The sequence below is a fragment of the Sphaerisporangium viridialbum genome (assembly GCF_049674955.1).
Classification (GTDB): Bacteria; Actinomycetota; Actinomycetes; order Streptosporangiales; family Streptosporangiaceae; genus Sphaerisporangium; species Sphaerisporangium viridialbum.
Genome location: NZ_CP187232.1, coordinates 5,950,371 through 5,975,890 on the forward strand (window position 1 = coordinate 5,950,371; position 25,520 = coordinate 5,975,890).

Below are 25,520 nucleotides of genomic sequence, written 5' to 3' on the forward strand. Positions count from 1 at the left end.
TGAATCCGCCGCCGGGCCCGCAGCGTTCCCGGCGGCGAATCCAGCTCCGATGCTCAGCTCGTGACCGTCTTCTCCGTGAGGGTGACGGTGACCGTGGAGGTCGAGCCGTTGCGGACGTACGTGAGAGCGACCTTGGCGCCCGGCTGGTAGCCGCGCACGGCGCCCACCACGGTGTCCGCCCCTGCCACGGGCTTGCCGTCGATCTTGGTGATCAGGTCGCCCGCCTTGAGCCCCGCCTGCTCGGCCGGGCTGCCGGTCTGCACCGAGCCGATGACCGCGCCCTGGGCGTCGCCGGTGGCGTCGGCGAGGTTGACCCCGAGGAAGGCGTGCGTGGCCTTGCCCGACTTGATGAGCTGGTCGGCCACCTGGTGGGCGGTGTTGATGGGGATCGCGAAGCCGACGCCGATGTTGCCGTCGCCGCCGTTGGTCGCGATGGCGCTGTTGATGCCGACCACCTGGCCGGACGCGTCGACGAGCGCGCCGCCGGAGTTGCCGGGGTTGATCGCCGCGTCGGTCTGGATCGCGCCGCCGATCGTGGTGCCGCCACTCTGCTGCTGCGGCTCCGACTGCCCGAGGCCGCCCCGGCCCCAGCCCGGCGGCAGTTGCTGTTGCTGCTGGGACTGGTCACCGACGGTCAGCGTGCGGTCGAGCGCGCTCACGATGCCGGCGGTCACCGAGCCTTCGAGCCCGAGCGGGCTGCCGATGGCGAGGACGGCGTCGCCGACCCTGAGCTTGTCGCTGTCGCCGAGCGTCGCCTTGGTCAGCCCGGAGACGTTCTCCGCCCGCACGACCGCGAGGTCGGTGGCGGGGTCGGTGCCGACGATGGTCGCCGTCGCGCTCTTGCCGTCGCTGAACTTCACCTGGACCTTGGCGTCCTGCCCGACGCCGGCGACCACGTGGTTGTTGGTGAGGATCAGGCCGTCCGCCGACAGCACCACGCCGGAGCCCTCGGCCTGACCGGCCTGGCTGCTCACCGTGATGGAGACCACCGACGGCTGTACGGCCCTGGCCACGTCGGCCACCGTCGTCACGCTGGCGTCGGACGCGGGCCTGACGATCGGGCTGGAGATCACGGTCTGGTTCCCGACGGCCGCGGTCGCGACGAAGGCCCCCGTGACCCCGCCTCCCACGGCCACGGCCGCGAGGGCGAGCCCGGCGACGGCCTTGCGGCCGGTCGTCCACCACGGGGCCGCCGTGCCGGCGGCCTGGGAGGGCAAGATCTCGGTGTCTCCGGCGAACCTCTCAGGGCCACCCCAGCGGGGCTGGTAGGCGCCTGCCTCCGGCGGGGTCTGACCGAACTGCGTCCATCCACGCGAACCCGGCGTCTCGGCCGGAGTGGTGTCACTGGTCTGCTCACGCGGGTCTTCGGTGCTCATCTCTTCCCCCAGGGTCATCCGCACTCGCCGCCATTTGGCGGCGGCCGGCTTAGGACCGGTAAATCAATGATGACAAACGGGCGATAAGAACTGCCTAAGCCCTAACTGGACGTCAGCTGAACGTCCGGCAGGCGGCGGGCCCCGCCTCGGCGCGATCCCGGGGGCCGCCGGAGACCTGCCCGGCACGACAGGAGGCCGCCCCTAGCACTGAATACCTAAAGTACGAATAAAGCGGAGATTCTCGGAATGCTCGGGCCGAGCACGAGCATGCGCGCAAGATATCGGCATCAAACCCCCGCCATTCCTGGAGTGCCAGGTTTGCCGCCGGGGTACTTTTCACCGATGACTGGCCGTAAATGATACTTCCGGGAGTCCTAATATGAGACATATCGCGGTATTGGCGGTCACGCTCGTCGCGCTGGCGATGGGGGTGTCACCGGCCGCCGCCGAAGAGGACCCGTTCGATACGCTATGGGAGCAGCAGACGGGACGCCCGTCCTTTTCAATTACCACTCCGGACATAACCGGGCAGCCACACACGATCGAGTACGTCGACATCGACGGGCACGCCGTGACGGAGGGTGACATCGTCATCGGAACATCCCTCGACGCGGCCTCGGGGAAGATCGAGATGCCCGGCATATTTCCCAAGGTCACCTCTGACACTGCGCCCCGCCTCGAAACGCCGGCCCTGGACCCTCCGGCACGCCCGGGAGACTGCCGGGTGCCGGAGGGCGCCGCCACGACGCAGGCCCGCGCCCTGTGGCCGGACGGCAAGGTGCCCTACGTCCTCGACCCCGAGCTCTCCACGTCCGCCCGTGAGGCGATCGGCCAGGCGATGCGGGATTTTCACGACAGCACCTGCGTGCGCTTCATCCCCCGTACCGATGAGGCCGGGTTTCTCAACATATTTCCAGGCAACGGCTGTTACTCGTATGTGGGACGGATCGGCCCCGAGGAACAGGACGTCTCGCTCGGAAAGGGGTGCGAGCGGAAGGGCGTCGCCATTCACGAGCTGCTGCACGCGATAGGTTTCTTCCACGAGCACTCCCGCTCCGACCGCGACTCCGCGCTCACCGTTCACCTGGAGAACGTCGCGAAGGGGTACGAGTCCCAGTTCCAGAAACTCACCCCTCCGCAGAACCGCCTTTTCAGCCCGCTCGACTACGGCTCGGTCATGCTCTACGGGAGGAATTTCTTCAGCAGCAACGGCAAGGACACCCTGGTGCCCTCGGTGCCCGTCAAGATAGGCCAGCGAATCGGTTTCAGCCCGGCCGACCTGGACGCCGTCCGGGCCCTTTACGGCTGCCCGTGAACCGCCGCCTCACGACCCGGTGGGCCAGTACTCGTCCTTCAGCAGGCGCTTGTAGAGCTTCCCCGTGGGATGCCGGGGCAGCTCGTCCCGGAAGTCCACCGATCTCGGGCACTTGTACGCGGCGAGCCGCGCCCGGCAGTACTCGATCAGCTCGGCCGCGAGCGCGGGGCCCGCGTCCGCGGGGTCGGCCGGCTGCACCACCGCCTTGACCGCCTCGCCCATCTCCTCGTCCGGCACCCCGAAGACCGCCACGTCCGCGACCTTCGGATGCACCGACAGGACGTTCTCCGCCTCCTGCGGGTAGATGTTCACCCCACCTGAGATGATCATGTGCGAGCGGCGGTCGGTGAGGTACAGGAAACCGTCCTGGTCCAGGTAGCCGATGTCCCCGAGCGTGGTCCAGCCCCTGCCGAGGGGATCCTGGGACGCGCGGGTCTTCTCGGGGTCGCCGTGGTACTCGAACCTCGGGCCGTCGGAGAAGTAAACCGTGCCGTGCTCGCCGGGCGGGAGCTCTTCGCCGTTCTCGTCGCACACGTGTGTGACGCCGAGCAGCGGACGGCCGACGGTGCCCTTGTGGGCCAGCCACTCCTCCGAGTCGACGTACAGGAAGCAGTTGCCCTCGGTGCCGGCGTAGTACTCGTGGATGATCGGGCCCCACCAGGCGATCATCCGCTCCTTGACCGGCACCGGGCAAGGCGCGGCGGCGTGGATCGCGCAGGCCAGCGAGGACAGGTCGTACTTGCCCCGCACGGCCTCGGGGAGTCTGAGCATCTTGATGAACATCGTCGGCACCCACTGCGAGTGCGTCACGCCGTACTTCTCGACCAGTGCGAGCGCCTGCTCGGGGTCGAACCGCTCCATCACCACGATCGTCGCGCCGACGCGCTGGAAGGTCATGCAGTAGCGCAGCGGCGCGGCGTGGTACAGCGGGGCCGGTGAGAGGTACACCGAGTCCGCCGACGGCGCGAACAGGAACCGCACGAGTTGCAGCAGCGCGCCCGGCGTCGCCAGCGGCGCCCCGCTCAGCCGGGGCTTGACCCCCTTCGGCCGCCCGGTGGTGCCGGAGGAGTAGAGCATGTCGGCCCCCTGGCACTCGTCCTCGACGGGGGTCGCGGGCCGCGCGGCCACCGCCGCCTCGTAGGGCTCGAAGCCCGGCGCGACGCCGTCCATCATGAGCCTGAGCCGCACCTTCGGGGTGTGCGCCGTGACCGAGGTCGCCACCTCGGCGAGCGCCGCCGAGGAGATGAAGACCTTCGCCTCGCAGTTGTCGACGACGTAGGCGAGCTCGTCGGACCGCAGGCGGGAGCTGATCGCCGTGTAGTACAGCCCGGCCCGGTGTGCCGCCCAGGCGACCACCAGGAACAGCGGGTGGTTCTCCAGCATGAAGGCGACGTGGTCCCCCGGCCGCAGTCCCGCGGAGCGGAAGACCCGGGCGAGGCGGTTGGACTCCTCGTCCAGCTCACGATAGGTGATCACGCGCCCGGAGCCCGCCATGATCACGGCGGGTTTGTCGGGCGTCTGCGCTGCGACCGCTCCGGGATGCATAAAACCGAACGCTACTCGGCTAGCCGTCCGGTGGAAAGGATCCCGCCCGGCCCATCAGGGCGTACGGCCGGAACCCGGCCGGTAGGGGTCGCGGAGCGGCTCGACGCGCGCGGCGAACTCCCCCTTCACCCGCTCCATCTTCGGGCCGGGGGCGTAGAACCGGCCCTTGGTCTCGCCGTACGGGGTGAGCCAGTCGCGTGCGGCCAGCTCGCGCAGGTCGCGCGCCGCCTGGCCCTGGCTCAGCGACTCGTCCGCCTGGTAGGTGCCGCGCCGCAGCCGCCTGCTCACGAAGACCTGGTAGAGCGCGGAGACGCACCGGGGGTGGAGCCGCTCCTTGTCGACCTGCTCCTCCAGCAGGAGCCACACCTCCCCCGCCTCGGCGAGGCGACGGCGCACCCGCTGCGCCTGCATGTGGTGCGCCCGCAGGCAGAACCGCACCCAAGGCAGCGTCTCGTCATGCGGGCTCCACCGCTTGCGACCGATCTCACCCAGCACGTCGTAGTAGTCGTACGTCGTGCGGCCCTCGCCCAGCCATTCCTCGATGGACGAGAACTCCGGCAGGGTGATCTGGTCGCGGCCGAGCACCAAAGTCTGCAGTGCGCGGGACATCCGGCCGTTCCCGTCTCGCCAAGGATGGATCTTCACCAGGTTGAGATGGGCCATGGCCGCACGGACGTAGCCCGGTACGTCCAGGTCTCCGCCGTTGAGCCACTCCATCAGCTCGTCCATCAGCGCCGGGACGGCTTCGGCGTCGGGCCCCTCGTAGACGACCTCCCCGGTCGCCGAGTTGCGGACGTAGATGCCGCCTGGGCGCGGCGTCCCCGGGGTCTTGTCGTGGTGATGGCCGATCATCATGAAGTTCAGCGCGTTCAACATGCCGGTGTCGAAGCGGAACGACCGGGCCAGGGAGAGGTGCCGGATGTAGGTGAGCGCCTGCTGGTAGCCGGCGATCTCACCGGCCACCGCCGGGGTGGTCTCCAGCGGCTCCTCGCCGAGCATGATCGACTCGATGTCCTCGACGCTCGCGCGGTATCCCTCGATGGTGTTGGAGCCCTGGATCGCCCGCGCCTGGAGCTGGCGCCTGAGCTGGCCGTCCCACCGGTGGGACTCCGCGAGGCGGTACTTCAGATCACGGCGCATGTCCTCGATCTCGCCGAGAACGGCCTTGTCGGCCGGGTCCAGCTCAGGTGTCCCGTACAGCATGCCGTCATGACAGCATGGACGAATCATCCTGTCAAGCGACAGGATGATTCGTCCATATTTGTCGGCGCGGGCCTTGCGGCGCCGGGCCGTGTCAGGCGGCGGCGGTCTCCGCCACCATCGCCGGGGTCAGCGCGATGGCGAGCACCTCGCGCACGTCGCTCACCGCGTGGACGGTGAGCTCCCGGCGCACGGCCTCGGGCACGTCGTCGAGGTCGGGCTCGTTGCGCGCCGGGATGAGCACCGTGGTGATGCCCGCCCGGTGGGCAGCGAGCAGCTTCTGCTTGACCCCGCCGATCGGCAGGACCCGCCCGGTGAGCGAGACCTCGCCGGTCATCGCCACGTCGGACCGCACCGGGCGGCCGGACAGCAGCGAGGCCAGGGCGGTGGTCATCGTGACGCCTGCCGAGGGGCCGTCCTTCGGGATGGCGCCCGCCGGGACGTGGATGTGCACTGAGCGGTCCTTGAGGGATCCGACCGGCAGCTCCAGCTCGGCCCCGCGCGAGCGCAGGTAGGACAGCGCGATCTGCGCCGACTCCTTCATCACCTCGCCGAGCTGCCCGGTGAGCGTGACGGCGGTGGAACCGGTCTCCGGGTCGGCCAGCGACGCCTCGACGTACAGGACGTCACCCCCCGCGCCGGTGACCGCGAGCCCGGTGGCCACGCCCGCCACCGCAGTGCGCTGCGCCGACTCCGGCAGCGAGGACTCGGGGACGTTCCTCGGCCTGCCGAGGTAGCCGACCAGGTCGCCCGCCCCGACGTGCACGGGGAGCGCGGCCTGGTCGAGGGCGGCCTGCGCGGTGACCTTGCGGAGCACCCGCGCGATCGACCGCTCCAGCGAGCGCACTCCCGCCTCGCGGGTGTACTCGCCGGCGAGCCTGCGCAGCGCCTCCTCCCCCACCGTGACGTCGGAGGAGGTCAGGCCGGCCTTGTCGAGCTGGCGGGGCAGCAGGTGGTCACGGGCGATCGCGACCTTCTCGTCCTCGGTGTAGCCGTCGAGCGTCACGATCTCCATGCGGTCGAGCAGCGGGCCGGGGACGGCCTCCAGGACGTTGGCGGTCGCCAGGAAGAGCACGTCCGACAGGTCGAGCTCCACCTCCAGGTAGTGGTCGCGGAAGGTGTGGTTCTGCGCGGGGTCGAGGACCTCCAGCAGCGCCGCCGTGGGGTCGCCGCGGTAGTCGGCGCCCACCTTGTCGACCTCGTCCAGCAGGACGACGGGGTTCATGCTGCCGGCCTCGCGGATGGCGCGCACGATGCGGCCGGGGAGCGCGCCGACGTAGGTGCGCCGGTGGCCGCGGATCTCGGCCTCGTCGCGGACGCCGCCGAGGGCGACCCGGACGAACTTCCTGCCCATGGCGCGGGCGACCGACTCGCCGAGCGAGGTCTTGCCGACCCCGGGAGGCCCGGCCAGCGCGAGGACGGCGCCGCTGCGGCGCCCGCCCACCACGCCGAGCCCCTGGTCGGCGCGGCGCTTGCGCACCGCCAGGTACTCCACGATGCGGTCCTTGACGTCGTCCAGGCCGGTGTGGTCGGCGTCGAGCACGGCCCGGGCGGCGGCGATGTCGTAGGAGTCCTCGGTGCGCTCGTTCCACGGAATGTCGAGCACCGTGTCGAGCCAGGTGCGGATCCAGCCGCTCTCGGGCGACTGGTCGGAGGTGCGCTCGAGCTTGTCGACCTCCTTGAGCGCCGCCTCCCTGACCTTCTCCGGCAGGTCGGCGGCCTCGACGCGGGCGCGGTAGTCCTCCTCCTCGGAAGCGGCCTCGCCGTTCAGCTCGGCCAGCTCCTTGCGTACGGCCGCGAGCTGCTGGCGGAGCAGGAACTCGCGCTGCTGCTTCTCCATGCCCTCCTGGACGTCCTTGCGGATCGTCTCCGCGACGTCCAGCTCTGCCAGGTGCTCGCGGGCCCAGTCGACCAGCAGGGCGAGGCGCTCGGCGGGGTCGGGGTTCTCCAGGAGCTCGAACTTCTGGGCCGTGGTCAGCCACGGCGCGTAGCCGGAGCTGTCGGCGAGCACCGAGGCGTCCTCGATCTGGTTGATGGCGTCGACGATCTGCCAGGCGCCGCGCTTCTGCATCACCGTGGTCGCCAGGGCCTTGTACTGCTTGGCCAGCTCCTCGGCGCGCTCGTCGGCGGGGATGACCTCCATCGTGGCCGCCTCGACCCACAGGGCCGCGCCGGGGCCGGTGGTGCCGGAGCCGATGCGCACCCGCTCGACACCGCGCAGGACGGCGGCGGGCTCGCCTCCGGGAAGCCTTCCGACCTGCTCGACGACGGCGGCGACGCCCACCGCGCCGTACTTGCCGTCGATGCGTGGAACAAGCAGCACCCGGGGCTTGCTCTGCTTCGAGGAGGCCCTGGCGGCGTCGATGGCGGCGCGCACCTCGGTGTCCGACAGGTCGAGAGGAACGACCATGCCGGGGAGGACGACCTCGTCGTCGAGCGGCAGCACCGGAAGGATCAAGCTCTGACTCATGCGAACTCCAAAGGTTGAGTTACATGCACTCAATTAATGAGAGCCCACGATTGTTCCCATGTCTGCGCTTGTTCGCTGCCAGCGATCGTAATTCTGTAATCTCACTCTGAGGTATGGCCCCCGGAGACCCCTCACCGGTGGGACGCGACCCAGGTCAAGGGATGCGGGCTCGCCGTCCGGGTCGAGGGGCTCGCTGGAGCTGCCGACGGCGATCGGGCTGTTCGCCTACCGGATCCTCCAGGAGTCGCTGAGCAACGCCATGCGGCACGCCCCGGGCTCGTCCGTGACCATCGAGATCTCCCGTACGGCCGCGGAGCTGCGGCTGCGGGTGGCGAACGGCCCCGGCCGCCCGGCGCTGAGGCCCGTCACGGCAGGCCGGAGACCGGGCGCGCGGCCTTCTCCGGGAGGGGGGCAGGGGATCATCGGCATGCGCGAACGGGCTACCTTGCTGGGCGGCGCCCTCGACACCGCGCCCATCCGGGACGGCGGCTTCACGGTGACGGCGACCCTGCCCATCCTGGAGGAACGATGATCCGTGTCCTGATCGCCGATGACCAGGGCATGGTGCGCACGGGCTTCACCGCCTTCCTGAGCACGCAGCCCGACATCGAGGTCGTCGGCCGCATCCTGATGAAGCTCGGCCTGCGCGACCGCGCGCAGGCCATCATCTTCGCCTACGAGACCGGCCTGGTCCGCCCCAGCGAGTGACCCCCTCCCGAGAGCCCCCCTCGCGAGAACCCCCGACATCACCGGTCGCAATCTCCCTCACCACCCCGGACACCACACGACGCTCATGAACCGGGCGAACTGCCGCTCGAACGTCTCGTCGGAGTCGTAGTGCTCGTTCGTCCAGAGCCGCCACGCCACCTCCCCCGCGCCCGGCAGCGCGTCGCCGTCGTCATCGTCGTCGTCGTCGGGCGCCGGGGCGATGGGCAGGCCGGCGTACACACCGTCGCTGAGGTCGCTGACCTCGTCGGTGAACTCGGCGTAGTCCATGCGGGTCTCCAGTAGGAAGGGGGGCGGAAACGGCGAGATCTTCCTACCAGAGAGCACCGACAGACCGGGACCGTACGTTCGGAGCATGTCGCGTATCCAGCATTATGGGCAGCATGGACAAAGGCGGCATCCATGTGAACTCCCCCAGCGGCCGGTGGATCTTGTTCACCACCGTGCTCGGCTCGGGGATGGCCTTCCTGGACAGCACGGTCGTCAACGTGGCTCTCCCCAAGCTGGGTGAGGACCTCGGCGCCTCGATGTCCGGGCTCCAGTGGACGGTGAACGCCTACACCCTCACGCTGGCCGGCCTGATCCTGCTCGGCGGGTCCCTCGGCGACCGGTACGGCAGGCGAAGGATCTTCGTCATCGGCGTCGGGTGGTTCGCCGTCGCCTCGGCCCTGTGCGGGCTCGCCCCCAACATCGAGACGCTCGTCCTCGCCCGCGCGCTGCAGGGCATCGGCGGAGCGCTCCTCACACCGGGCTCCCTCGCGATCATCCAGTCGTCCTTCGTCCGGGAGGACCGTCCCCGGGCCGTCGGCGCCTGGTCGGGCCTCGGCGGCGTGGCCGGCGCGATCGGCCCCCTGCTCGGCGGCTGGCTCGTGGAGACGGCGGGCTGGCGCTGGGTCTTCCTGATCAACCTGCCCATCGCGGCCCTGGTGATCGCGACGGCCGTGCGGCACGTGCCGGAGACCCGCGACGAGACGACCACCGGCCGGTTCGACGTGCTGGGCGCGGCGCTCGCCGCCCTCGCGCTGGCCGGGGTGACGTACGGGCTCATCGAGCGCGGTTCACCGGTCCCGGTGGTCGCCGCGGTGGCCGGCGTGGCGCTCGGAGCGGCGTTCGTGGTGCTGGAGGCGCGCCGCTCGCGCGGCGGGCCGGTGTCCCCGCTGGTCCCCGTGCGCGTGTTCGCCTCGCGGGAGTTCACCGCCGTGAACGTCGTGACGCTGATCATGTACGCGGCGATGGGCGTGGTGTTCTTCCTGCTCGTCGTGGAGCTCCAGGTCGCGGCGGGCTTCTCGCCCGTCGCGGCGGGGTGCTCGATGCTCCCCGTCATGCTGCTGATGCTGCTGCTGTCGCCCCGCGCGGGCGACCTCGGGCGGCGCATCGGGCCGCGCCTGCCGATGACCTTCGGCATCCTGGTCTGCGCGGGCGGCCTGCTGCTGATGAGCAGGGTCGGGCCCGGCTCGTCGTACCTGCTGGACGTGCTCCCGGCCGTGACGCTCTTCGGCCTCGGGCTCTCCGCCGCCGTCGCCCCGCTCACCGCGACCGTGCTGGCCACCGCCGAGGAGCGCTACGCGGGGGTCGCCAGCGGCGTCAACAACGCGGTCGCGCGGACGGGGAGCCTGCTCGCCGTCGCCGCGATCCCCCCGCTCGTCGGCCTCACCGGCGCCGCCTACACCTCGCCGGTCGCGTTCACCTCGGGCTTCCGCGCGGCCATGCTGGTCAGCGCCGCCATGATGGTCTGCGCCGCGGCCCTGACGTTCGCCACGATCAGGACGAACGCGCTCCGCGAGCCCGAGCGCGAGGCGGCCTGCGAGCTGGGCGCCCCTCCGCTGCAGCCCTGCGAGCCGAGCGAGGAGACCGGCTCGGGGTCGCCGGAGGGCCACCCCACCTCAAGGCCGGGCTAGCGACCTCAGGGGCCGACGCCGGCCAGCAGGTTGGCCACCAGGGCTTCGGCGAACTCGTCGGTCAGCGGCAGGTCGGGGATCAGCAGCCTGTGGTAGCAGGCGCCCCAGAGCTGGTCGACGACGACCTCGCAGTCGACGTCCCCCCTGAGCTGGCCGCGGTGCCTGGCCCGCTCCAGGGCCTCCACGGCCATTTTCCTGCGCGGCCCTGAGTTGCGCTCGCGGTAGGCGGTCATCAGCTCGGGATCGGTCTGGGCCTGGCCGAGGAGCTCCAGCAGTACGCGCCCGGCGCGCGTGCCGTCCATCAGCCGGATCCAGGCCTTGAGCTGCGCGGTGAGGTCGGTGGCGATGTCGCCGGTGTCGGGGAAGGCCGGGATGGGGGCCACCACGCTGAAGTAGCCGTCGAGCGCCAGCGCCCCCTTGGACGGCCACCACTTGTGCAGCGTCACCCTGCTCGCGCCCGAGAGCGCCGCGACCTTCTCGATGGTGAACGCGGCCATCCCCTCGTCGAGCAGGAGCTTCCCCGCCGCCCGCAGGACCTCGCGGCGCACCTCGTCGGCCGGGCGGCGTCCGCGCCCCCTGCGCACGGGTTCGGCGGGCCGGGTCATGGCTACCTCCAGAGATATATGGCCAGTGTGTTCATTTCCATGATATAAACACAGTGTACACATAATCCGGAACGCTGGCCCATGCCTCCGGCGCGAGACGATCATCCAGGAAGTGGACATCCATGCGTGCTGCCATCGCGACCGCCGTCGACGCGCCGCTCTCCCTCACCGAGCGCGAGGTGCCCGAGCCCGGCCCCGGCGAGGTCCTCGTCAAGATCACCGCCTGCGGGGTGTGCTTCTCGGACCTCAACCTGCTGCGCGGCCACTACCCCTTCGCCCGGTTCCCCGTGGTCCCCGGCCACGAGATCACCGGCACCGTAGCCGCCGTGGGCCCCGGCGTCACCTGGCCCGAGGTGGGCACCCCGGTCGGCGCGCAGTTCCTGTACGACTCCTGCGGCCACTGCGACCACTGCGCACGCGGCGAGCAGATCCTGTGCCCACGCAAGCGCATCACCGGCGTCGTCGCCGACGGGGGCTACGAGGAGTACGCCGTGTTCAAGGCGGGCTTCGTCACCCCGCTGCCCGCCGGGCTCGACCCGGTCGCCGCCGCGCCGCTGATGTGCGCGGGCATCACCGCCTTCAACGGGCTGCGCCAGGGCGGCGCGACGGCCGGTTCGCGGGTCGCGGTCATCGGCGCCGGCGGCATCGGCGCCCTGGCGATCCGCTACGCGGTGGCCATGGGCGCGCGCGTCGCGGTGGTCGGCCGCTCCCGCGACGGCGAGGAGCGCGCGAAGGAGCTCGGCGCCGAGCTGTACGTGGCCGGCGGCGAGACCGACCCCGCCGCCGCGCTCAGGGCGTGGGACGGCGGCGCGAACCTCGTGCTGAACGCCGCCCCCTCCAGCGCCGCCGCGGCGGCGACGCTCGGCGGCCTGGCACCCGACGGCACCCTGGTGCTGTGCGGCTACGGCCAGGACCCGCTGGTCCTGCCCACCCAGCCCATGGTGCTCAACCGGCTGCGCGTGATGGCCTCGCCGTCCGGCTCACCGCACGACCTGCGCGACACGCTCGCCTTCTCCGCCGTCCACGGCATCCTGCCCGAGGTCACCCCGATCTCCCTCGACCAGGCCCCGGCCGCCCTGGACGCCATGGCCGCGGGCCACGGCGGCGGGCGCTCCGTCATCACGTTCGGCTGACCCCGCTAGCCCCCCAAGACGACCCGCCTCACCCACCGAGAAGGAGCCTCCCATGTCCGTCATCCTCGTCACCGGCGCGTCCAGCGGTTTCGGCGCCCTGAGCGCCCGCGCGCTGAACCGCATCGGCCTCGAAGACCTCCTGGCCCCCCGCACTCCGGCCGCCTGACCCGAAAGGGTCACGCGGCGGCGGGCTCGGCCTCGGAGAAGCTCATCGCCGGGGGCCTGCGCGTGAACATGCGGGTCAGGCCGAGGAGGTAGACGAAGCCGACGGCCATCCAGATGAGCCCCACGGTGAACGTCACGCCCGACAGGCTGGTCCACAGCCAGACCGTCAGGCCGAAGCCCACCAGCGGCAGCGCCCCGTACAGCAGCAGGTCGCCCGCCGACCGCCTGCGCCCGTCCACCAGGTAGTGCTTGACCACGGTCAGGTTCACCATCGAGAAGGCGATCAGCGCGCCGAAGTTGATCATCACCACCGCGTTGCCGAGGCTGATGAACAGCGCGACGAGCGAGACCGCCGACACCGCGGCGACGGCGAAGACGGGCGTCTTGAACCGCGAGCTCAGCGCGCCGAACACGCGCCTGGGCAGCACGCCGTCGCGCCCCATCGAGTACAGGATGCGCGAGACGCTCGCCTGGGTGGTCATCGCCGAGCCGAAGGCGCCGATCACGTAGATCGCCACGAAGATGGTCTGGAACGCGGCGCCGCCCAGCGCCGCCATGATGTCCACGCCCGCGGTGTCGGGGTTGGCGAAGTCGTCGTAGCCGGGGTGCACCAGGCCACCCATCCAGGCGACGAGGATGAACAGCAGGCCCCCGATGAGCGTGGTCAGCACGATCGCCCGCGGGATGGCGCGGCGCGGGTCCTTCGCCTCCTCCGACAGGGTGGAGACCGCGTCGAACCCGAGGAAGCTCAGCGCCAGGATCGCCGCGCCCGCGAACACGCCCGTACCGGGGGTGAACGCGGCGAACGGCGAGGGAGAGGGGTGGCCCGCCAGGTGCTTCAGCGCCAGCGCGACGAAGACGACGATCAGCACCACGGACACCCCGACGACCAGGGCGTTCACCCGGCTCATCACGGTGATGCCGAGGATGTTCAGCGCGAACACCAGCAGCAGGGCGGCAAGGGTGAAGACCCACTGGGGCACGCCGGGGAACTGGCTGTTCAGGTAGATCCCGATGAGCAGGAAGTTGATCATCGGCAGGAACAGGTAGTCGAGCATCAGCGTCCAGCCGGTCATGAAGCCGACATGCCGCCCGAAGGTCTGCTGGGTGTAGGTGTATGCCGATCCGGCGGTGGGGAACGCCTTGGCCATCCGTCCGTAGCTGAACGCCGTGAACAGCATGACCACCAGTGCGACCACGTAGGCCGCCGGGAGGTGCCCTCCGGTGACCTGCGCGACGGCGCCGTAGGTGGTGAAGACGGCCACGGGGGCGAGGTAGGTCAGCCCGAACAACGTCAGTCCCGGCACTCCGAGGACTCGCTTCAGTCCTGGGCCGGGGGCGAACTCGCTCATATGTCATGACTCCTGTCGGGAGGGGGGAAGGTTCTCGTTCCGGCCATCCACGTCCCGAGGACGGCCGAGCGGCGTGCGATGTCGTGGGGGTCCATGGCGCGGATGTCGCCGTCCAGCCAGACCAGGTCGGCGGCCATCCCGGGCGCGAGGACACCGCGCTCCCGCTCGGCGAAGGCCTGGTAGGCCACCCCCGCCGTGTACGCGGACAGGGCGGCGTCCAGCGTGATGCGCTCCCCGGGCAGCCAGCCGCCGGCCGGTTCGCGCTCGGCGTTCTCGCGCGTCACCGCGACCGGCAGCCCGGACAGGGGGCGGTGGTCGGTCACCGGCCAGTCGCTCCCGAAGGCCACGCGAACCCCGGCGGCGAGCAGCGAGCCGATGAGGTACTGCCGCCCGGCGCGCTCGGGCCCGATACGGGGAATGGTCAGCTCGGTCATGGCCGCGTCGGTGCGCGCCCACAGCGGCTGGAGGTTCGCGACCACGCCGAGCTCGGCGAAGCGCGGCAGGTCCCGTTCCTGGAGCACCTGCACGTGGGCGATGACCGGCCGCCGGTCGCGGGGGCCGTTGACCCTGGTGACGTGCTCGACGGCGTCCAGCGCGGTGCGCACCCCGGCGTCGCCGATGGCGTGCAGGTGCGCCTGCAGCCCCATCGCGTCCACGGCCGCGAACGCCGCGAGCAGTTCCTCGTACGGCCAGATCGGCATGCCGCGCGTGCATGGATCGTCGCTGTAGGGGGTGAGCAGCGACGCCGTGCGGTTCTCCAGGATGCCGTCCACGAAGAACTTCACCGTGTTGGCCGTCAGCCGGTCGTCGCCCAGCGCCCGCACCGCCTCCCTGTCGGCGGCGAACTCGGCGAGCTGGTCGCGCCAGCGGGCGGGATCGGCGCGCAGGCCGAGGTTCACCCGCGTGGCGAGCAGGCCGCGCCTGGCCGCCGCCAGGTATCCCTCGACGGAACGGTGCTCCACCCAGGCGTCCTGGATCCAGGTGACCCCGGCCTGCGCGTAGGCCTCGGTGGCGAGGTGCAGCGCCCGTACGAGGTCCTCGGTGGTGCGGGCGGGGGCGGCGCCGAGCACCGCGTCCACCGCGTCCCACTCGAACATCATCCCGAGCGGCTCGCCGTCCGCGCGGCGGGCGAAGGTGCCGCGCGGCGGGTCGGGGGTCGCGGCGTCCACGCCCGCGCGCCTCATGGCCTCGGTGTTGCACCACACCGTGTGGTAGTCCCAGGCGCGCAGGACGACGGGCCTGTCGGGTACGGCCGCGTCCAGCCATCGTGCGTCGAAGATGCCGCCGGGCGCCAGGGTCGCGTCGTAGCTCGCCCCGATGATCCAGTCCGCCTCGGGATGCTCGGCGGCGTACCGGCGGACCTCCTCGACGATCTCCTCCACGCTGCCACAGCCCCTGATCAGCGGGCCCGCCGCCTCGAACCCCGCGTGGTCGGGATGGCAGTGCCCGTCGCCGAAGGCCGGCATCAGGAGGCCGCCCCGGAGATCGACGATCTCGTCGGCGGGGGTTGCCAGGGCCTGCGTCCCGATGGCCTCGATCCGGCCGTCCCGCGTGGTGAGGGCGGCGGCGGTGGTGCCGGTGCCGGTCCAGACGGTGCCGTTGCGGAAGAGCGTGCGTGTCATCGGCGTCCAAAAAGAATGTCGTTCGTTTTGTGCGGAAGGATAGGTTGTCCAGAGGCAAAGCGGAAGAGGTGGGGAAGCAAAGTGAAGAGGCGCGTGGGCCGGCCCGCCACGCCGGTGCTGAGCAGGGAGGCCATCGCACGCGCCGCACTCGGGCTCATCGACGACGCCGGGGCCGAGGGGTTCTCCCTCTCCGCGCTGGCCCAGCGGCTCGGCGTCCGGCCTTCCTCGCTCTACAACCACGTCGCCGGCAGGGACGACATCCTGGCGGCGGTCCGCGAGCTCGTCTCCGACTCGATCGACGCCTCGATGTTCGCCGAGCTGCCGTGGGACGAGGCCATGACGCTGTGGGCCCACGGCTATCGTGCGGCCTTCGCCGCCCACCCGCCCGCCATCTCGCTGCTGGCGACGCTGCCGGTCTTCGGCGCGCTGCGGACGCTGCGCATGTACGAGCAGGTCGTGACCGGGCTGGAGCGTGGCGGCTGGCCGCGCGAGACGGTCATCCCGGTCATGGTCGCGGTCGAGTCGTTCATCCTCGGGTCCGCCCTCGACGTGGTCGCCCCGCCCGACATGTTCGACTCGGGCCCGCTCGCGGCGGAGGTGCCCGCGTTCGCGGCGACCGTACGGGCCCGCGACACCACCGCCGCCTCACTCGGGCGCCCACCCGCCGACCTCTCCTTCGAGGTCGGCCTGCGAGCGATGATCGAGGGCTTACGTCACACCCTGAGCGCCCTGGCGAGATGACGGCCCTCCGGCCTGGTCGTTGTCCAGCGCTCGGTTTCCGGTCCTCAGCGACGCTGCTGGGTGACGAGTCGGTCGCCGAGCCGGCCCGGCGGGCGGGTGTGGACGTCGACCCCCGGCGGTTCCGTATGCTCATCGGGTTCTCCGGCGGCGCGCCGCACACGGAGGACACGTGGGAGGGTTGCTCGCTGGGCGTCGGTGAGGCGCTGGTGCGCGTCGAGGGACCGGCGAAACGCTGCCGGACCGTCACACGCAATCCCTCGGGCGGAGCGGCGGACCTCAGGGTGCTGCGACTGATCAAGGATTACCGGGGTCTCGGCGAGAGCGTGTTCGGCCGAGGCGTCAACTTCGGCGTCTACGCGGACGTGATCCGGCCCGGCCGCGTCCGCGTGGGCGACGAGCTGGAACTAGACGCGACCTGACGCCCCGTCACGGCGGTCGGCTCCGATCTCGGCGGGCGATGGATCGAAGGTCGCGAGGCTCATCTATCCATGGATCTGAGGTTTTGGTGTACTTTGGCGTTAGATTCCGTCATATGGACGGAAGTACGCAATGCTTTCTGAGGTAGTGGCGATGATCGACCGTACTCATCTGGCCGGCCTGCTCGACCGCGAGCGCCGCGCGTTCCGTGACCGCAACCCCCGCTCGGCCGCCGCGTACGAGCAGGCACGAGCTCACCTGTTCGGCGGCGTGCCGATGACGTGGATGAACAAGACCGCCGCCGGGTTCCCCCTCTACTTGGCCGAGGCCCGGGGCGCCCGGGTCACCGACGTGGACGGCCACGAGTACGTCGACCTCTGCCTGGGCGACACCGGCGCCATGGCGGGGCACTCACCGCAGGCCACCGCCGACGCGGTCGCCGAGCGCTTCGCCGTGCGGGGCGGCGCGACCGTGATGATGCCCACCGAGGACGCGTCCTGGGTCGGGACCGAGCTGGCCCGGCGCTTCGGCGTGCCGTTGTGGAGCTTCTCGCTCACCGCCACCGACGCCAACCGCTGGGCCATCCGCCTGGCGCGGGCGCTGACCGGGCGTCCGAAGATCCTGGTCAACAGCTACTGCTACCACGGCAGCGTGGACGAGGTGCTCCTCGTGGTCGGCCCGGACGGCGAGCAGGTGTCCCGCGAGGGCAACGTCGGCGCCCCCGTCGACCCCACCGTCACCTCCCGGGTCGTGGAGTTCAACGACCTGCCGTCCCTGGAGCGCGAGCTGGCGCACGGCGACGTCGCCGCCGTCCTGATGGAGCCGGCCCTCACCAACATCGGCATCGTCCTGCCCGAGCCCGGCTACCTCGACGGGGTGCGCGAGCTGACCCGGCGGTACGGCACGCTGCTCATCAACGACGAGACGCACACGTTCTCCGCGGGCCCGGGCGGCTGCACTCAGGCATGGGGCCTCGAACCCGACATCGTCACGATCGGCAAGGCCATCGGCGGCGGCATCCCGAGCGGCGGGTACGGCCTGTCCGCCGAGGTGGCGGCGCGCCTTGAGGCGATGAGCGGTCTCGACCTGGTGGACATGGGCGGCGTCGGCGGCACGCTCGCCGGCAACGCGCTCTCCGTCGCGGCCATGCGCGCCACGCTCGAACACGTGCTGACCGACGACGCGTTCACCGGCATGACCGAGCTGGCGACCCGCTTCACCAAGGGCGTCCAGGCGGTCATCGACGAGCACGGGCTGCCCTGGTCGGTCACCCAGCTCGGGGCGCGGGCGGAGTACCGTTTCACCAACCCGGCGCCACGCGACGGCGGGGAGTCCAACGCCGCAGGCGACCCCGACCTGGACGACTACCTGCACGTCTACCTGGCCAACCGCGGCGTGCTGCTCACCCCGTTCCACAACATGGCGCTGATGTGCCCGGCCACCACCGAGGCCGACGTGGACCGCCACCACGAGGTCTTCGCGGCGGCCGTCGCCGAGCTGGCCGGATGAGCCGAGCGGCCGACGGCCACGGAAGGCACATCGCACCCGGGGGCCTCGGGCGCGAACGGCCGGACGCCGGGCCGGTGAGCCTCGACGAGATCGACCGGATCCTGCTGCACGAGCTGCAGCGGGACGGCCGGATCTCCTACGCCGCGCTGGCCGAGGTCACCGGGCTCTCGGCCCCCGCCGTACGGCAGCGGGTGCAGCGGCTGCGGGACGAGAACGTCGTCCAGATCGTCGGGGTCACCGACCCGATGGCGCTCGGCCTGCCCGTCATGGCGCTGATCGGCGTGCGCGTCGACAGCGACGTGCACACCGTCGCCGACCGCATCAGCGAGCTGCCCGGCGTGATCTACGTCGTGCTCACCTCGGGCGCGTTCGACCTGTTCGTCGAGGTCGTGTGCAAGGAGCCCGCCGAGCTGCTCGCCATCCTCAACGACCACATCAGGCGCGTCCCCGGCGTCACCCGCGCCGAGTCCTTCACCTACTTCGGCATCCACACCCACCGCTTCGCCTGGCCCGGCACCTGAGCCGCCTAACGCGCGTAATGCACGAGGTTCTCCTGGGGCTTCATGTGCGGGGGTGCGGGCGGGGCTGCCGGCTGGGGTGGCGTCCGACGTAGGTGTAGGTCCAGCGGTCCTTTCCGGTGCGGTGGCGTTGGTAACGGTCGGGGTGGCGGTAGCGGTCGCGGTTGTGGAACTGGCAGGCCGGTCCGAGGTTGGCCAGGTCGGTCGGCCCGCCGTCCGCCCAGCCATCGGCATGGTCGATCTGGCACATGGTGGCCGGCAGCGGACACCCGTCCACCCAGCAGGTCGCATACCGGGCGATCACCGCCCGCCGCTGCGCGGGAGTGGCCAGGCGTACTTTGCGACCCATGTCCAGCACCTGCCCGTCGGCGTCCATCACGATCCGTACCAGGGTGGACGTACGGGCCATCCGGTGGATGTCACCCACCGGCAGCAACTGCCCCGTGGCCGGCAGCATGGCGGGAAGCCCGCGATCGGCCCGCTGCCCACACCTTCCGCACACCTCATCAGCCGCCCCGGCAACCTCGGGAGCAGGTCCTTCAGGCTCTGCACACCCACCACGTTCCCCAGACCCGCCACACCCAGCAGATTCCAAGGACCCGACACCTCCAGCACACTCAGCGGGTTCCGTTAACCCGTGACCTCCAGCACGTCCAGCACGCTTAGCAGGCTCCGCAGACCCGCCACGTCCAGCGTGCTCAACGGGTTCAGCGGGTTCGACAGATCCGGCACGCCTGGCGGGTTCGGCCGACCCGGCTGACCCGGCTGACCCGGCTGATCCCGGTGATCCTGGTGATCCCGGTGATCCCGGTGATCCCGGTGATCCCGGTGATCCGGCTGACCCGGCTGACCCGGCTGACCCGGCTGATCCGGCTGATCCGGGTGATCCGGGTGATCCGGGTGATCCGGGTGATCCGGGTGATCCGGGTGATCCGGGTGATCCGGGTGATCCGGGTGATCCGGGTGATCCGGGTGATCCGGGTGGTTTGGTTTCGGTGGGCCGGTTGCCGCTGGCTGCGGGGGCGTTGAGGCCGGTGGACGCGGCACCGGGGTGATCGTCGGGCAGGGATCCGGCGTTGACCAGCACCAGCAATTCGGTGGTGATCTTCTGATCGAGAAATGCGATGAACGCATCAGCGTTCCGCACCCGCAACGGGCGATCATCACCCTCCGCCCGCGGCCTGGCGTAGGCATCCAAAAGGGTCTTCAACCGGGCACCGGCCTCACGCGGCAACCGGAACTCCCCCTCAACCCCACCACTCGCGCTCGGACGCACCAGCAAAAACCGCGCCGCGTAGTCCGCCTCTGCCTCGCCGGCGGTTCCATCGGGGATGAGCACCTCACGCAGGTAACGACCCGCCTTGGCGACCTCCACCGGGGACGCCGCCTCAGCCAACCCGACCAAGATCGGCTCGACCAACCCCGCCTGCTCATCGGTCAGATGCGCGGTGGCCGCACAAATCGCCGACACCATCCCCTCGGCCAACGTTCCCGACTCGAACCGGGCTCGCACCACCGGCAACCGCGCCAACCCCACCGCCAACCCCACCAGGTGCCCCGCCGCGGGCATGCTCATCCCACACCCCGACCGCAGCCACGTCTTGGTCGATGCATGCCCCAGACTCCTGGCCTCACCCACCGCATGCACCCGGCCAACCCTCGCCGCGATCGCCGAGACCAGCCGATCCCGCGCGAACACCAGATCCTCCACCTCAGCAGCGCAGACCGCCGCCGACTCCGGCATCGGCGCGCCCGCCAACGCCACAGCGGCCTCCCGCACCCGCCCCACCAACACCCACGAGGCCCGACCACCGCCCCGCCCATCCGCCCGGTCACCCACATCCCGCTGGCCACCGGTACGGGTAGAGCCGCCTTCACCACCTTCGGCCCCCGCACCGGCACCACGCCAGCCCCGATCACCCAGGCCCCGGTGATCCAAGCCTTGGTGAAGCGAGCTCAGGTCGTCCGGGTCCTGGTCGTCCGCGCTCAGGTCATCCGGGGCCCGGTGGTCCGGGTCGCTCAGCGAGTCGACGTGCTGCGCGGCGGAACCATCGCACGACCAGCGCGAGGCGCGCGCCACCACCTCCGCCCACCACCCAGGGCCAAGCACACCCCCACCCCCCGAGCCCGAGCCCGAGTGCGGGTGCGGGTGCGATCGGCTGAGCCTGGAGAAATCCGCCACCCCGATCACCCCTCATTAATTCGAAAGCCTGTACGAATGTTTTCACACTCCAGAACCACTCGCAACCCGATTCCCGCCAACGATTAAATGCACGAGATGAGACAAAAATCCGCGATCTCTACGAAAGAAACAATTGCACCAATTGGTGGCATCTGGCTGGGTCGCCTCCGGCCGACCAGGGCCATGACCGCAGTGAACAAGGCAACCACCCGGCGTCACAACCGCGCACGGCACCGCCCTCCACAGCTTCCGGACACCGCGCCACCTGGACCCCCTCGGCAGCAGATCTACCAGCGAAGACATGGCCTACGGCAACGCCGGTCGCCTGCCGAAATCGCCTGACCCGAACAAGTCGCCGTCCATGTCCGCCTCGTCACCGAGTAATCGGGAACGGCACCTATTCATGTTCGCGACCTCGCCGACACCAGGCACGACAATCAACCTGTTCCGTACAGATCCCGCGCCATGAACGCATTCCACGATCTGACAATCGGAGCACCATGGCAGACCGGATACGCCGCCACGGTTACGACAGCCACCGCACCCTTGCCCTATCTCCCATCGCGTTACTGGGTAGACGGTCGCCGGGGCCCTGGCCGAATCCCCGGTATGCTTCGTTGCGGGCGAAAGTATTTATCATTCCTGTTTTGCGCACCAATCTAGGAATCATGTGCAGAGTGCGCTTGGCTCGAAGGTCATCTCTGGTGAGCTCACTAGAGATGACTCACCGATACGGGAGACCGGCCTCGGTGAGGTCGCCCGTCCCGAACCAGATAATCCGCCGTGCCAGCAGTCCCCGTACGTACGTACGTCCGCTCGCGCCGCCTCCCTGCCCAGTAGGTCGACCGGGTTCAGTAGGGTCGCCGACCCCAGTGGGCTGTCTCCAGATGCGGTCCCCCGTGTCACCTGCAGGCGCTCGCACCCACTGGCCCTCGCCCCGGCCCCACGTGAAGAACCACGTGCTCTTGCGCGCCGACGCCATTATCCGGGCGGATCGGATCAGGCGGCTTCATCATCAGAGCCGCCCATAACCTGGATCAGTGAACGAGCGCTTCCGTGATCCGCGTGGCACCTGGATGAGCTTCCTGGACGAGGAGATCCTCGTCCGGTGCCCGGACTGCCAGGGCTGCGCCGTGGTGACCGTCCATCCCAGGTACGACACCCAGACCGCCGAACCGTCGTACCTCGGTGCCTTCGCGCCCCGGCGCCTGGTCTGCTCCGCCTGCTTGCTGGCCCGTGAATGGCCGGGAAAGACGATCATCCGCCACACCGACGCCCGTGACCCGTACTTCGGCCTCCCCCTGTGGCTCCAGACCCGCTGCGGAGGGAACCTCCTCTGGGCGTACGGCCACCGCCACCTGGACCTGCTGGAGGACTACGTCACCGCACGGCATCGCGAGCGGGGCGCGCGCCCCGGCTCGATGAGCATGGTGGAACGCCTCCCAACCTGGCTGAAGTCCGCCCGCAACCGAAGCGAGGTACTGAAAGCCATACGCCGGATCAGGCGGGGAGCTCCCCCTTCGAGACACCGTCCAGAAAGCAGCCCCACTCGTGCGGACTGAGCACCAACAGGTGGCAAGGAGACGAGGGCTCATTCGGTGCCCCTATCACCGAGGCGTAGACGAGAGCGGGCGCGGGGGCCGGCCCTGCTCCCGGAGCCTGGCAGGACGCTGGGGCACCTAACCCGACGGCACACACGAAGGGCCGTCTGGTTCCAGCTCACCTTCCTGTGCATAGCGTGAATAGAGGGTGGCGGCCCCCGGCACATCGGAGAATGAACGCGGGGCGATGAGCTGGTACGGTGGCTGGCGGTAGTGGCAGGAACGGAGCATGACATGGCAGGCGACGACGACATCTCCGGGTGATCCCGGATCCCATGGCCATCGGTGACGCGCCCATCGCGTGACCGCCGGTTGGCGATGTCCTCGTACCCTGACCATTTCGCCGGGCGGCCCTCGCCGTACCGGCCGAACGCGGAAGCGATTCGATGTCCGACGCCCTCATCGTGGTCTCCGACCTGTCCTTTTCCTGGCCCGACGACACCCCGGTGTTCGAGAACCTCTCGTTCACCGTCCCAGCCGGGCACACCGGCCTGGTGGCGCCCAACGGCGCCGGCAAGAGCACGCTGCTCAGGCTGATCGCCGGGGAGCTCCGCCCGTCCGCCGGCTCGGTCCTCACGCAGGGGGTGGCGGGCTACCTGCCCCAGACGTTGCCGCTGGCCGGCGACCTGACCGTGGCCGAGGTCCTGGGGATCGCCCCGGTGATCAGGGCACTGGACGCCATCGAGTCCGGAGACGCGAGCGAGGAGCACTTCACCACCATCGGCAACGACTGGGACATCGAGGAGCGCACCCGTGCCCAGCTCGACCGGCTCGGTCTCGGAGACCTCTCCCTCACCCGGCGTCTGCGCACCCTCAGCGGCGGCCAGGTCGTCTCCCTCGGTCTGGCGGCACAGCTGCTGAAGCGGCCCGACGTGCTGCTGCTCGACGAACCGACCAACAACCTCGACCTCGACGCGCGGCACAAGCTCTACGGCGTGCTCGAGGACTGGAACGGCTGTCTGCTGCTGGTCAGCCACGACCGGGCACTGCTCGACCGCATGGACCGCATCGCCGAGCTCGACCGGGGTGAGGTCCGCTCGTACGGCGGGAACTTCACCGAGTACGAGGAGGCCGCGCGCGCCGCGCGGGAGGTCGCCGAGAAGAACGTCCGCAACGCCGAGCAGGAGGTCAGGCGGGAGAAGCGGGAGATGCAGCAGGCCCGCGAGCGCGCCGCGCGCCGGGCCGGCAACGCCGCCCGCAATCTCAAGGACGCCGGCCTGCCGAAGATCGTCGCCGGAGGGCTGAAGCGGCGCGCCCAGGAGTCGGCGGGGAAGGCGAACGAGACGCACGCGGCGCGGCTCGGCGACGCGAAGGCACGGCTGGACGAGGCGGGCCGCGCCCTGCGCGACGAGCAGAAGATCACGCTGGAACTGCCCGCGACCAACGTCCCGGCCGGGCGCACGGTCTTTCTCGGCGAGCGGATGCAGGTCCGCTACGGCGAGCGGGCCCTGTTCGCCGGGGAGGGCACCGACCTGGCGATCAGGGGGCCTGAGCGGATCGCTCTGACCGGCCCCAACGGCACCGGCAAGTCCACCCTGCTCCGCGTGGTCAGCGGCGACCTCGAACCCTCGGGTGGCGAGATCAGGCGGGCCGACGGGCGGGTCGCCTACCTGTCCCAGCGGCTCGACCTGCTGGACCTCGACCGCACCGTGGCGGAGAACCTCGCCGCGTCCGCCCCCGGGATGCCGGAGGCGCAGCGAATGCACCTGCTCGCCCGCTTCCTGTTCCGGGGCTCGCGCATCCACCTCCCGGCCGGGGTGCTGTCCGGCGGCGAGCGGCTGCGCGCCACCCTGGCCTGCGTCCTGTACGCCGAGCCGGCGCCGCGGCTCCTGCTGCTCGACGAGCCGACCAACAACCTCGACCTGGTCAGCGTCGCCCAACTGGAAGGCGCTCTGCAGTCGTACGAGGGCGCGTTCGTGGTGGTCAGCCACGACGAGCGGTTCCTCGCCGAGATCGGTGTCGACCGCTGGCTGCGGCTGTCGGAGGGACGCCTGCTGGAAACGAGCGCCCCTGGTGCGTGAACCGGCCCGGTTACCGGCCGGGCAGGCGGACGGTGCCGGCAGACGGGGCCGGCCGGTGGAGGCTTCGGAGCTCATGTACCGCGAGAACCGACTCGCGTCCTCAGTCGAGCTCCTCGTGACGGGTCAGGAGTTCGTCGATCACACGGCGCTGGGTGGCGGCCTCCTCCTCGTCCCCGTCGATCTCCCTGGCCAGGACGATCAGCGCCTTCCACAACGCCCAGCCTCGGGCCCGCGCCCACGTGGCGGGATCCTGACCGACGGCACTGCGGAACGTCGCCCGGCTGTCGCCGGAGAACATCGTCCACGCGATCACCAGGTCGCACGCGGGATCGCCGACACCCGACGTTCCGAAGTCGATGACGGCGGCCAGCCTTCCCTCCCTGACCAGCAGGTTGCCGCTCGCGATGTCGCCGTGGAACCACGCGGGCGGCCCGGACCAGGCGGTCTCGAGGGCGGCGTCCCAGACAGCCGATGCCCGGCCGGTGTCGATGCGGCCGTCCAGCGCGGCGAGGGCGCGGCGCGTCTCGTCGTCGTAGTGCGCCGGCGGCGCACCCCGGTAGGCGCTGTGCGGACCCGCCCTCGGCCCGTCCATCGCGTCTATGCGCTGAAGGGAGAGGAGGAAACCGGCCACGGAGGCCGCGAAAGCGGACAGGTCGTCGATGCGGTCAGGGGCGGCGGTCTCGCCCTCCAGCCACCCGCGGATCGACCAGTTGAACGGATATCCCTCCCCTGGAGCCCCCTTCGCCAGGGGCGCGGGAACGGCGACCGGTAACGACGGCGCGAGGACCGGCAGCCATCGATGTTCCTTGTCCACCGCCGGCGCGTAGCCGGCGGCGGTCGGGAGACGCACCGTCATGTCCTCACCGAGGCGGTAGGTGCGGTTGTCCCATCCATCGACCTCGACCGGCGTCACGGGCAGGTGGCTCCATTGCGGGAACTGGTCCGCGATCAGTCGACTCACCAGCGACGCGTCGATTCCAGCACGCCCGTCCGGGCGCAGGCTTTCAACCACCCCGAGAGTGTGACCGCCGTTCCCACCGCCGCGCAAAGGGTTTGGCCGGTGTCGATATGTGGGTACTTCAGATCCTCATCGCAATATTCCTGATCGTCGGAAGCGGGCTGCC

The 25,520-nt window shown here is 70.6% G+C and carries 22 protein-coding genes and 1 pseudogene; 12 read left to right on the forward strand and 11 right to left on the reverse strand.

The window, feature by feature from the left end; genetic code table 11:
- Positions 1-53: 53 nt before the first annotated feature.
- A complete protein-coding gene (locus ACOZ38_RS26695; RefSeq protein WP_424533905.1) occupies positions 54-1,376 on the reverse strand; it encodes a S1C family serine protease in 1,323 nt (440 codons plus the stop codon).
- Between the two features lie 379 nt (positions 1,377-1,755).
- On the opposite strand from ACOZ38_RS26695, the gene ACOZ38_RS26700 reads away from it, so the two are divergent.
- Positions 1,756-2,691 (forward strand): M12 family metallopeptidase, encoded by a 936-nt coding sequence (locus ACOZ38_RS26700; RefSeq protein ID WP_424533906.1) that lies wholly within the window; start codon positions 1,756-1,758, stop codon positions 2,689-2,691.
- 9 nt (positions 2,692-2,700) lie between these two features.
- On the opposite strand, the gene ACOZ38_RS26705 is transcribed toward ACOZ38_RS26700, so the two are convergent.
- From ACOZ38_RS26705 to lon, 3 genes are all read right to left on the reverse strand, one after another.
- Complete coding sequence (locus tag ACOZ38_RS26705; protein ID WP_424533907.1) at positions 2,701-4,236, reverse strand: AMP-binding protein; 1,536 nt, start codon at positions 4,234-4,236, stop codon at positions 2,701-2,703.
- A gap of 54 nt (positions 4,237-4,290) precedes the next feature.
- Complete coding sequence (locus ACOZ38_RS26710) at positions 4,291-5,439, reverse strand: Fic family protein (RefSeq protein ID WP_424533908.1); 1,149 nt, start codon at positions 5,437-5,439, stop codon at positions 4,291-4,293.
- Between the two features lie 91 nt (positions 5,440-5,530).
- Entirely contained in the window at positions 5,531-7,906 is a 2,376-nt protein-coding gene (lon, locus tag ACOZ38_RS26715; protein ID WP_424533909.1) for an endopeptidase La, read from the reverse strand.
- A 232-nt stretch (positions 7,907-8,138) separates the two neighbouring features.
- On the opposite strand from lon, the gene ACOZ38_RS26720 reads away from it, so the two are divergent.
- On the forward strand, positions 8,139-8,438 hold the full coding sequence (locus tag ACOZ38_RS26720) for an ATP-binding protein (RefSeq protein WP_424537092.1): 300 nt from the start codon (positions 8,139-8,141) through the stop codon (positions 8,436-8,438).
- Positions 8,435-8,614, forward strand: coding sequence for a hypothetical protein (locus ACOZ38_RS26725; protein ID WP_424533910.1), 180 nt, complete (start codon positions 8,435-8,437; stop codon positions 8,612-8,614). The genes ACOZ38_RS26720 and ACOZ38_RS26725 overlap by 4 nt, the downstream gene beginning before the upstream one ends.
- A gap of 57 nt (positions 8,615-8,671) precedes the next feature.
- On the opposite strand, the gene ACOZ38_RS26730 is transcribed toward ACOZ38_RS26725, so the two are convergent.
- Complete coding sequence (locus tag ACOZ38_RS26730) at positions 8,672-8,902, reverse strand: hypothetical protein (RefSeq protein ID WP_424533911.1); 231 nt, start codon at positions 8,900-8,902, stop codon at positions 8,672-8,674.
- Positions 8,903-9,015: 113 nt separating this feature from the next.
- On the opposite strand from ACOZ38_RS26730, the gene ACOZ38_RS26735 reads away from it, so the two are divergent.
- Positions 9,016-10,530, forward strand: a complete 1,515-nt coding sequence (locus ACOZ38_RS26735) for an MFS transporter (protein WP_424533912.1) — start codon at positions 9,016-9,018, stop codon at positions 10,528-10,530.
- A gap of 5 nt (positions 10,531-10,535) precedes the next feature.
- Here the strand turns inward: ACOZ38_RS26735 and ACOZ38_RS26740 are convergent, their stop codons facing one another.
- Positions 10,536-11,135: a TetR-like C-terminal domain-containing protein gene (locus tag ACOZ38_RS26740; protein ID WP_424533913.1), complete on the reverse strand. Its 600-nt coding sequence runs from the start codon at positions 11,133-11,135 to the stop codon at positions 10,536-10,538.
- 122 nt (positions 11,136-11,257) lie between these two features.
- Here ACOZ38_RS26740 and ACOZ38_RS26745 point away from each other — a divergent pair, with 122 nt between their 5' ends.
- Entirely contained in the window at positions 11,258-12,268 is a 1,011-nt protein-coding gene (locus tag ACOZ38_RS26745) for an alcohol dehydrogenase catalytic domain-containing protein (protein WP_424533914.1), read from the forward strand.
- 176 nt (positions 12,269-12,444) lie between these two features.
- On the opposite strand, the gene ACOZ38_RS26750 is transcribed toward ACOZ38_RS26745, so the two are convergent.
- Both ACOZ38_RS26750 and ACOZ38_RS26755 read right to left on the reverse strand, forming a co-directional pair.
- On the reverse strand, positions 12,445-13,785 hold the full coding sequence (locus tag ACOZ38_RS26750) for an APC family permease (RefSeq protein ID WP_424533915.1): 1,341 nt from the start codon (positions 13,783-13,785) through the stop codon (positions 12,445-12,447).
- Positions 13,782-15,407 (reverse strand): amidohydrolase, encoded by a 1,626-nt coding sequence (locus tag ACOZ38_RS26755; RefSeq protein WP_424533916.1) that lies wholly within the window; start codon positions 15,405-15,407, stop codon positions 13,782-13,784. The genes ACOZ38_RS26750 and ACOZ38_RS26755 overlap by 4 nt, the downstream gene beginning before the upstream one ends.
- Before the next feature lie 81 nt (positions 15,408-15,488).
- On the opposite strand from ACOZ38_RS26755, the gene ACOZ38_RS26760 reads away from it, so the two are divergent.
- The 4 genes from ACOZ38_RS26760 (at position 15,489) to ACOZ38_RS26775 (ending at position 18,595) form a co-directional block, all read left to right on the forward strand.
- Positions 15,489-16,148: a TetR/AcrR family transcriptional regulator gene (locus ACOZ38_RS26760; protein WP_424533917.1), complete on the forward strand. Its 660-nt coding sequence runs from the start codon at positions 15,489-15,491 to the stop codon at positions 16,146-16,148.
- Entirely contained in the window at positions 16,145-16,567 is a 423-nt protein-coding gene (locus ACOZ38_RS26765; RefSeq protein WP_424533918.1) for an MOSC domain-containing protein, read from the forward strand. The genes ACOZ38_RS26760 and ACOZ38_RS26765 overlap by 4 nt, the downstream gene beginning before the upstream one ends.
- Before the next feature lie 151 nt (positions 16,568-16,718).
- Entirely contained in the window at positions 16,719-18,074 is a 1,356-nt protein-coding gene (locus ACOZ38_RS26770) for a transaminase (RefSeq protein WP_424533919.1), read from the forward strand.
- Positions 18,071-18,595, forward strand: a complete 525-nt coding sequence (locus tag ACOZ38_RS26775) for an Lrp/AsnC family transcriptional regulator (RefSeq protein WP_405150903.1) — start codon at positions 18,071-18,073, stop codon at positions 18,593-18,595. The genes ACOZ38_RS26770 and ACOZ38_RS26775 overlap by 4 nt, the downstream gene beginning before the upstream one ends.
- 40 nt (positions 18,596-18,635) lie before the next feature.
- On the opposite strand, the gene ACOZ38_RS26780 is transcribed toward ACOZ38_RS26775, so the two are convergent.
- Positions 18,636-19,094, reverse strand: coding sequence for a DUF222 domain-containing protein (locus tag ACOZ38_RS26780; protein ID WP_424537093.1), 459 nt, complete (start codon positions 19,092-19,094; stop codon positions 18,636-18,638).
- Between the two features lie 317 nt (positions 19,095-19,411).
- Here ACOZ38_RS26780 and ACOZ38_RS26785 point away from each other — a divergent pair, with 317 nt between their 5' ends.
- Positions 19,412-19,621 carry a hypothetical protein gene (locus ACOZ38_RS26785; RefSeq protein ID WP_424537216.1) on the forward strand — a complete coding sequence of 70 codons (210 nt, stop codon included), beginning with the start codon at positions 19,412-19,414 and terminating at the stop codon, positions 19,619-19,621.
- Positions 19,622-19,703: 82 nt separating this feature from the next.
- Here ACOZ38_RS26785 and ACOZ38_RS26790 read toward each other — a convergent pair.
- A pseudogene (locus ACOZ38_RS26790) lies at positions 19,704-20,336 on the reverse strand (DUF222 domain-containing protein); the annotation flags it as partial.
- 1,478 nt (positions 20,337-21,814) lie between these two features.
- Here ACOZ38_RS26790 and ACOZ38_RS26795 point away from each other — a divergent pair.
- Both ACOZ38_RS26795 and abc-f read left to right on the forward strand, forming a co-directional pair.
- On the forward strand, positions 21,815-22,336 hold the full coding sequence (locus tag ACOZ38_RS26795; RefSeq protein WP_424533920.1) for a hypothetical protein: 522 nt from the start codon (positions 21,815-21,817) through the stop codon (positions 22,334-22,336).
- Positions 22,337-22,761: 425 nt separating this feature from the next.
- Positions 22,762-24,396, forward strand: a complete 1,635-nt coding sequence (gene abc-f / locus ACOZ38_RS26800) for a ribosomal protection-like ABC-F family protein (RefSeq protein ID WP_424533921.1) — start codon at positions 22,762-22,764, stop codon at positions 24,394-24,396.
- A 100-nt stretch (positions 24,397-24,496) separates the two neighbouring features.
- Here the strand turns inward: abc-f and ACOZ38_RS26805 are convergent, their stop codons facing one another.
- Entirely contained in the window at positions 24,497-25,408 is a 912-nt protein-coding gene (locus ACOZ38_RS26805; RefSeq protein ID WP_424533922.1) for an aminoglycoside phosphotransferase family protein, read from the reverse strand.
- Between the last annotated feature and the right edge of the window lie 112 nt (positions 25,409-25,520).

What these genes read in the sequence shown, in the direction of transcription:
- ACOZ38_RS26735 (WP_424533912.1), top strand. Translation starts at nt 9,016, where the DNA reads ATGGACAAAGGCGGCATCCATGTGAACTCCCCCAGCGGCCGGTGGATC.
- ACOZ38_RS26705 (WP_424533907.1), bottom strand. Translation starts at nt 4,236, where the DNA reads ATGCATCCCGGAGCGGTCGCAGCGCAGACGCCCGACAAACCCGCCGTG.
- ACOZ38_RS26775 (WP_405150903.1), top strand. Translation starts at nt 18,071, where the DNA reads ATGAGCCGAGCGGCCGACGGCCACGGAAGGCACATCGCACCCGGGGGC.
- ACOZ38_RS26730 (WP_424533911.1), bottom strand. Translation starts at nt 8,902, where the DNA reads ATGGACTACGCCGAGTTCACCGACGAGGTCAGCGACCTCAGCGACGGT.
- ACOZ38_RS26750 (WP_424533915.1), bottom strand. Translation starts at nt 13,785, where the DNA reads ATGAGCGAGTTCGCCCCCGGCCCAGGACTGAAGCGAGTCCTCGGAGTG.
- ACOZ38_RS26770 (WP_424533919.1), top strand. Translation starts at nt 16,719, where the DNA reads ATGATCGACCGTACTCATCTGGCCGGCCTGCTCGACCGCGAGCGCCGC.
- ACOZ38_RS26725 (WP_424533910.1), top strand. Translation starts at nt 8,435, where the DNA reads ATGATCCGTGTCCTGATCGCCGATGACCAGGGCATGGTGCGCACGGGC.
- ACOZ38_RS26710 (WP_424533908.1), bottom strand. Translation starts at nt 5,439, where the DNA reads ATGCTGTACGGGACACCTGAGCTGGACCCGGCCGACAAGGCCGTTCTC.
- ACOZ38_RS26700 (WP_424533906.1), top strand. Translation starts at nt 1,756, where the DNA reads ATGAGACATATCGCGGTATTGGCGGTCACGCTCGTCGCGCTGGCGATG.
- ACOZ38_RS26695 (WP_424533905.1), bottom strand. Translation starts at nt 1,376, where the DNA reads ATGAGCACCGAAGACCCGCGTGAGCAGACCAGTGACACCACTCCGGCC.
- lon (WP_424533909.1), bottom strand. Translation starts at nt 7,906, where the DNA reads ATGAGTCAGAGCTTGATCCTTCCGGTGCTGCCGCTCGACGACGAGGTC.
- abc-f (WP_424533921.1), top strand. Translation starts at nt 22,762, where the DNA reads ATGTCCGACGCCCTCATCGTGGTCTCCGACCTGTCCTTTTCCTGGCCC.
- ACOZ38_RS26745 (WP_424533914.1), top strand. Translation starts at nt 11,258, where the DNA reads ATGCGTGCTGCCATCGCGACCGCCGTCGACGCGCCGCTCTCCCTCACC.
- ACOZ38_RS26755 (WP_424533916.1), bottom strand. Translation starts at nt 15,407, where the DNA reads ATGACACGCACGCTCTTCCGCAACGGCACCGTCTGGACCGGCACCGGC.
- ACOZ38_RS26740 (WP_424533913.1), bottom strand. Translation starts at nt 11,135, where the DNA reads ATGACCCGGCCCGCCGAACCCGTGCGCAGGGGGCGCGGACGCCGCCCG.
- ACOZ38_RS26765 (WP_424533918.1), top strand. Translation starts at nt 16,145, where the DNA reads ATGACGGCCCTCCGGCCTGGTCGTTGTCCAGCGCTCGGTTTCCGGTCC.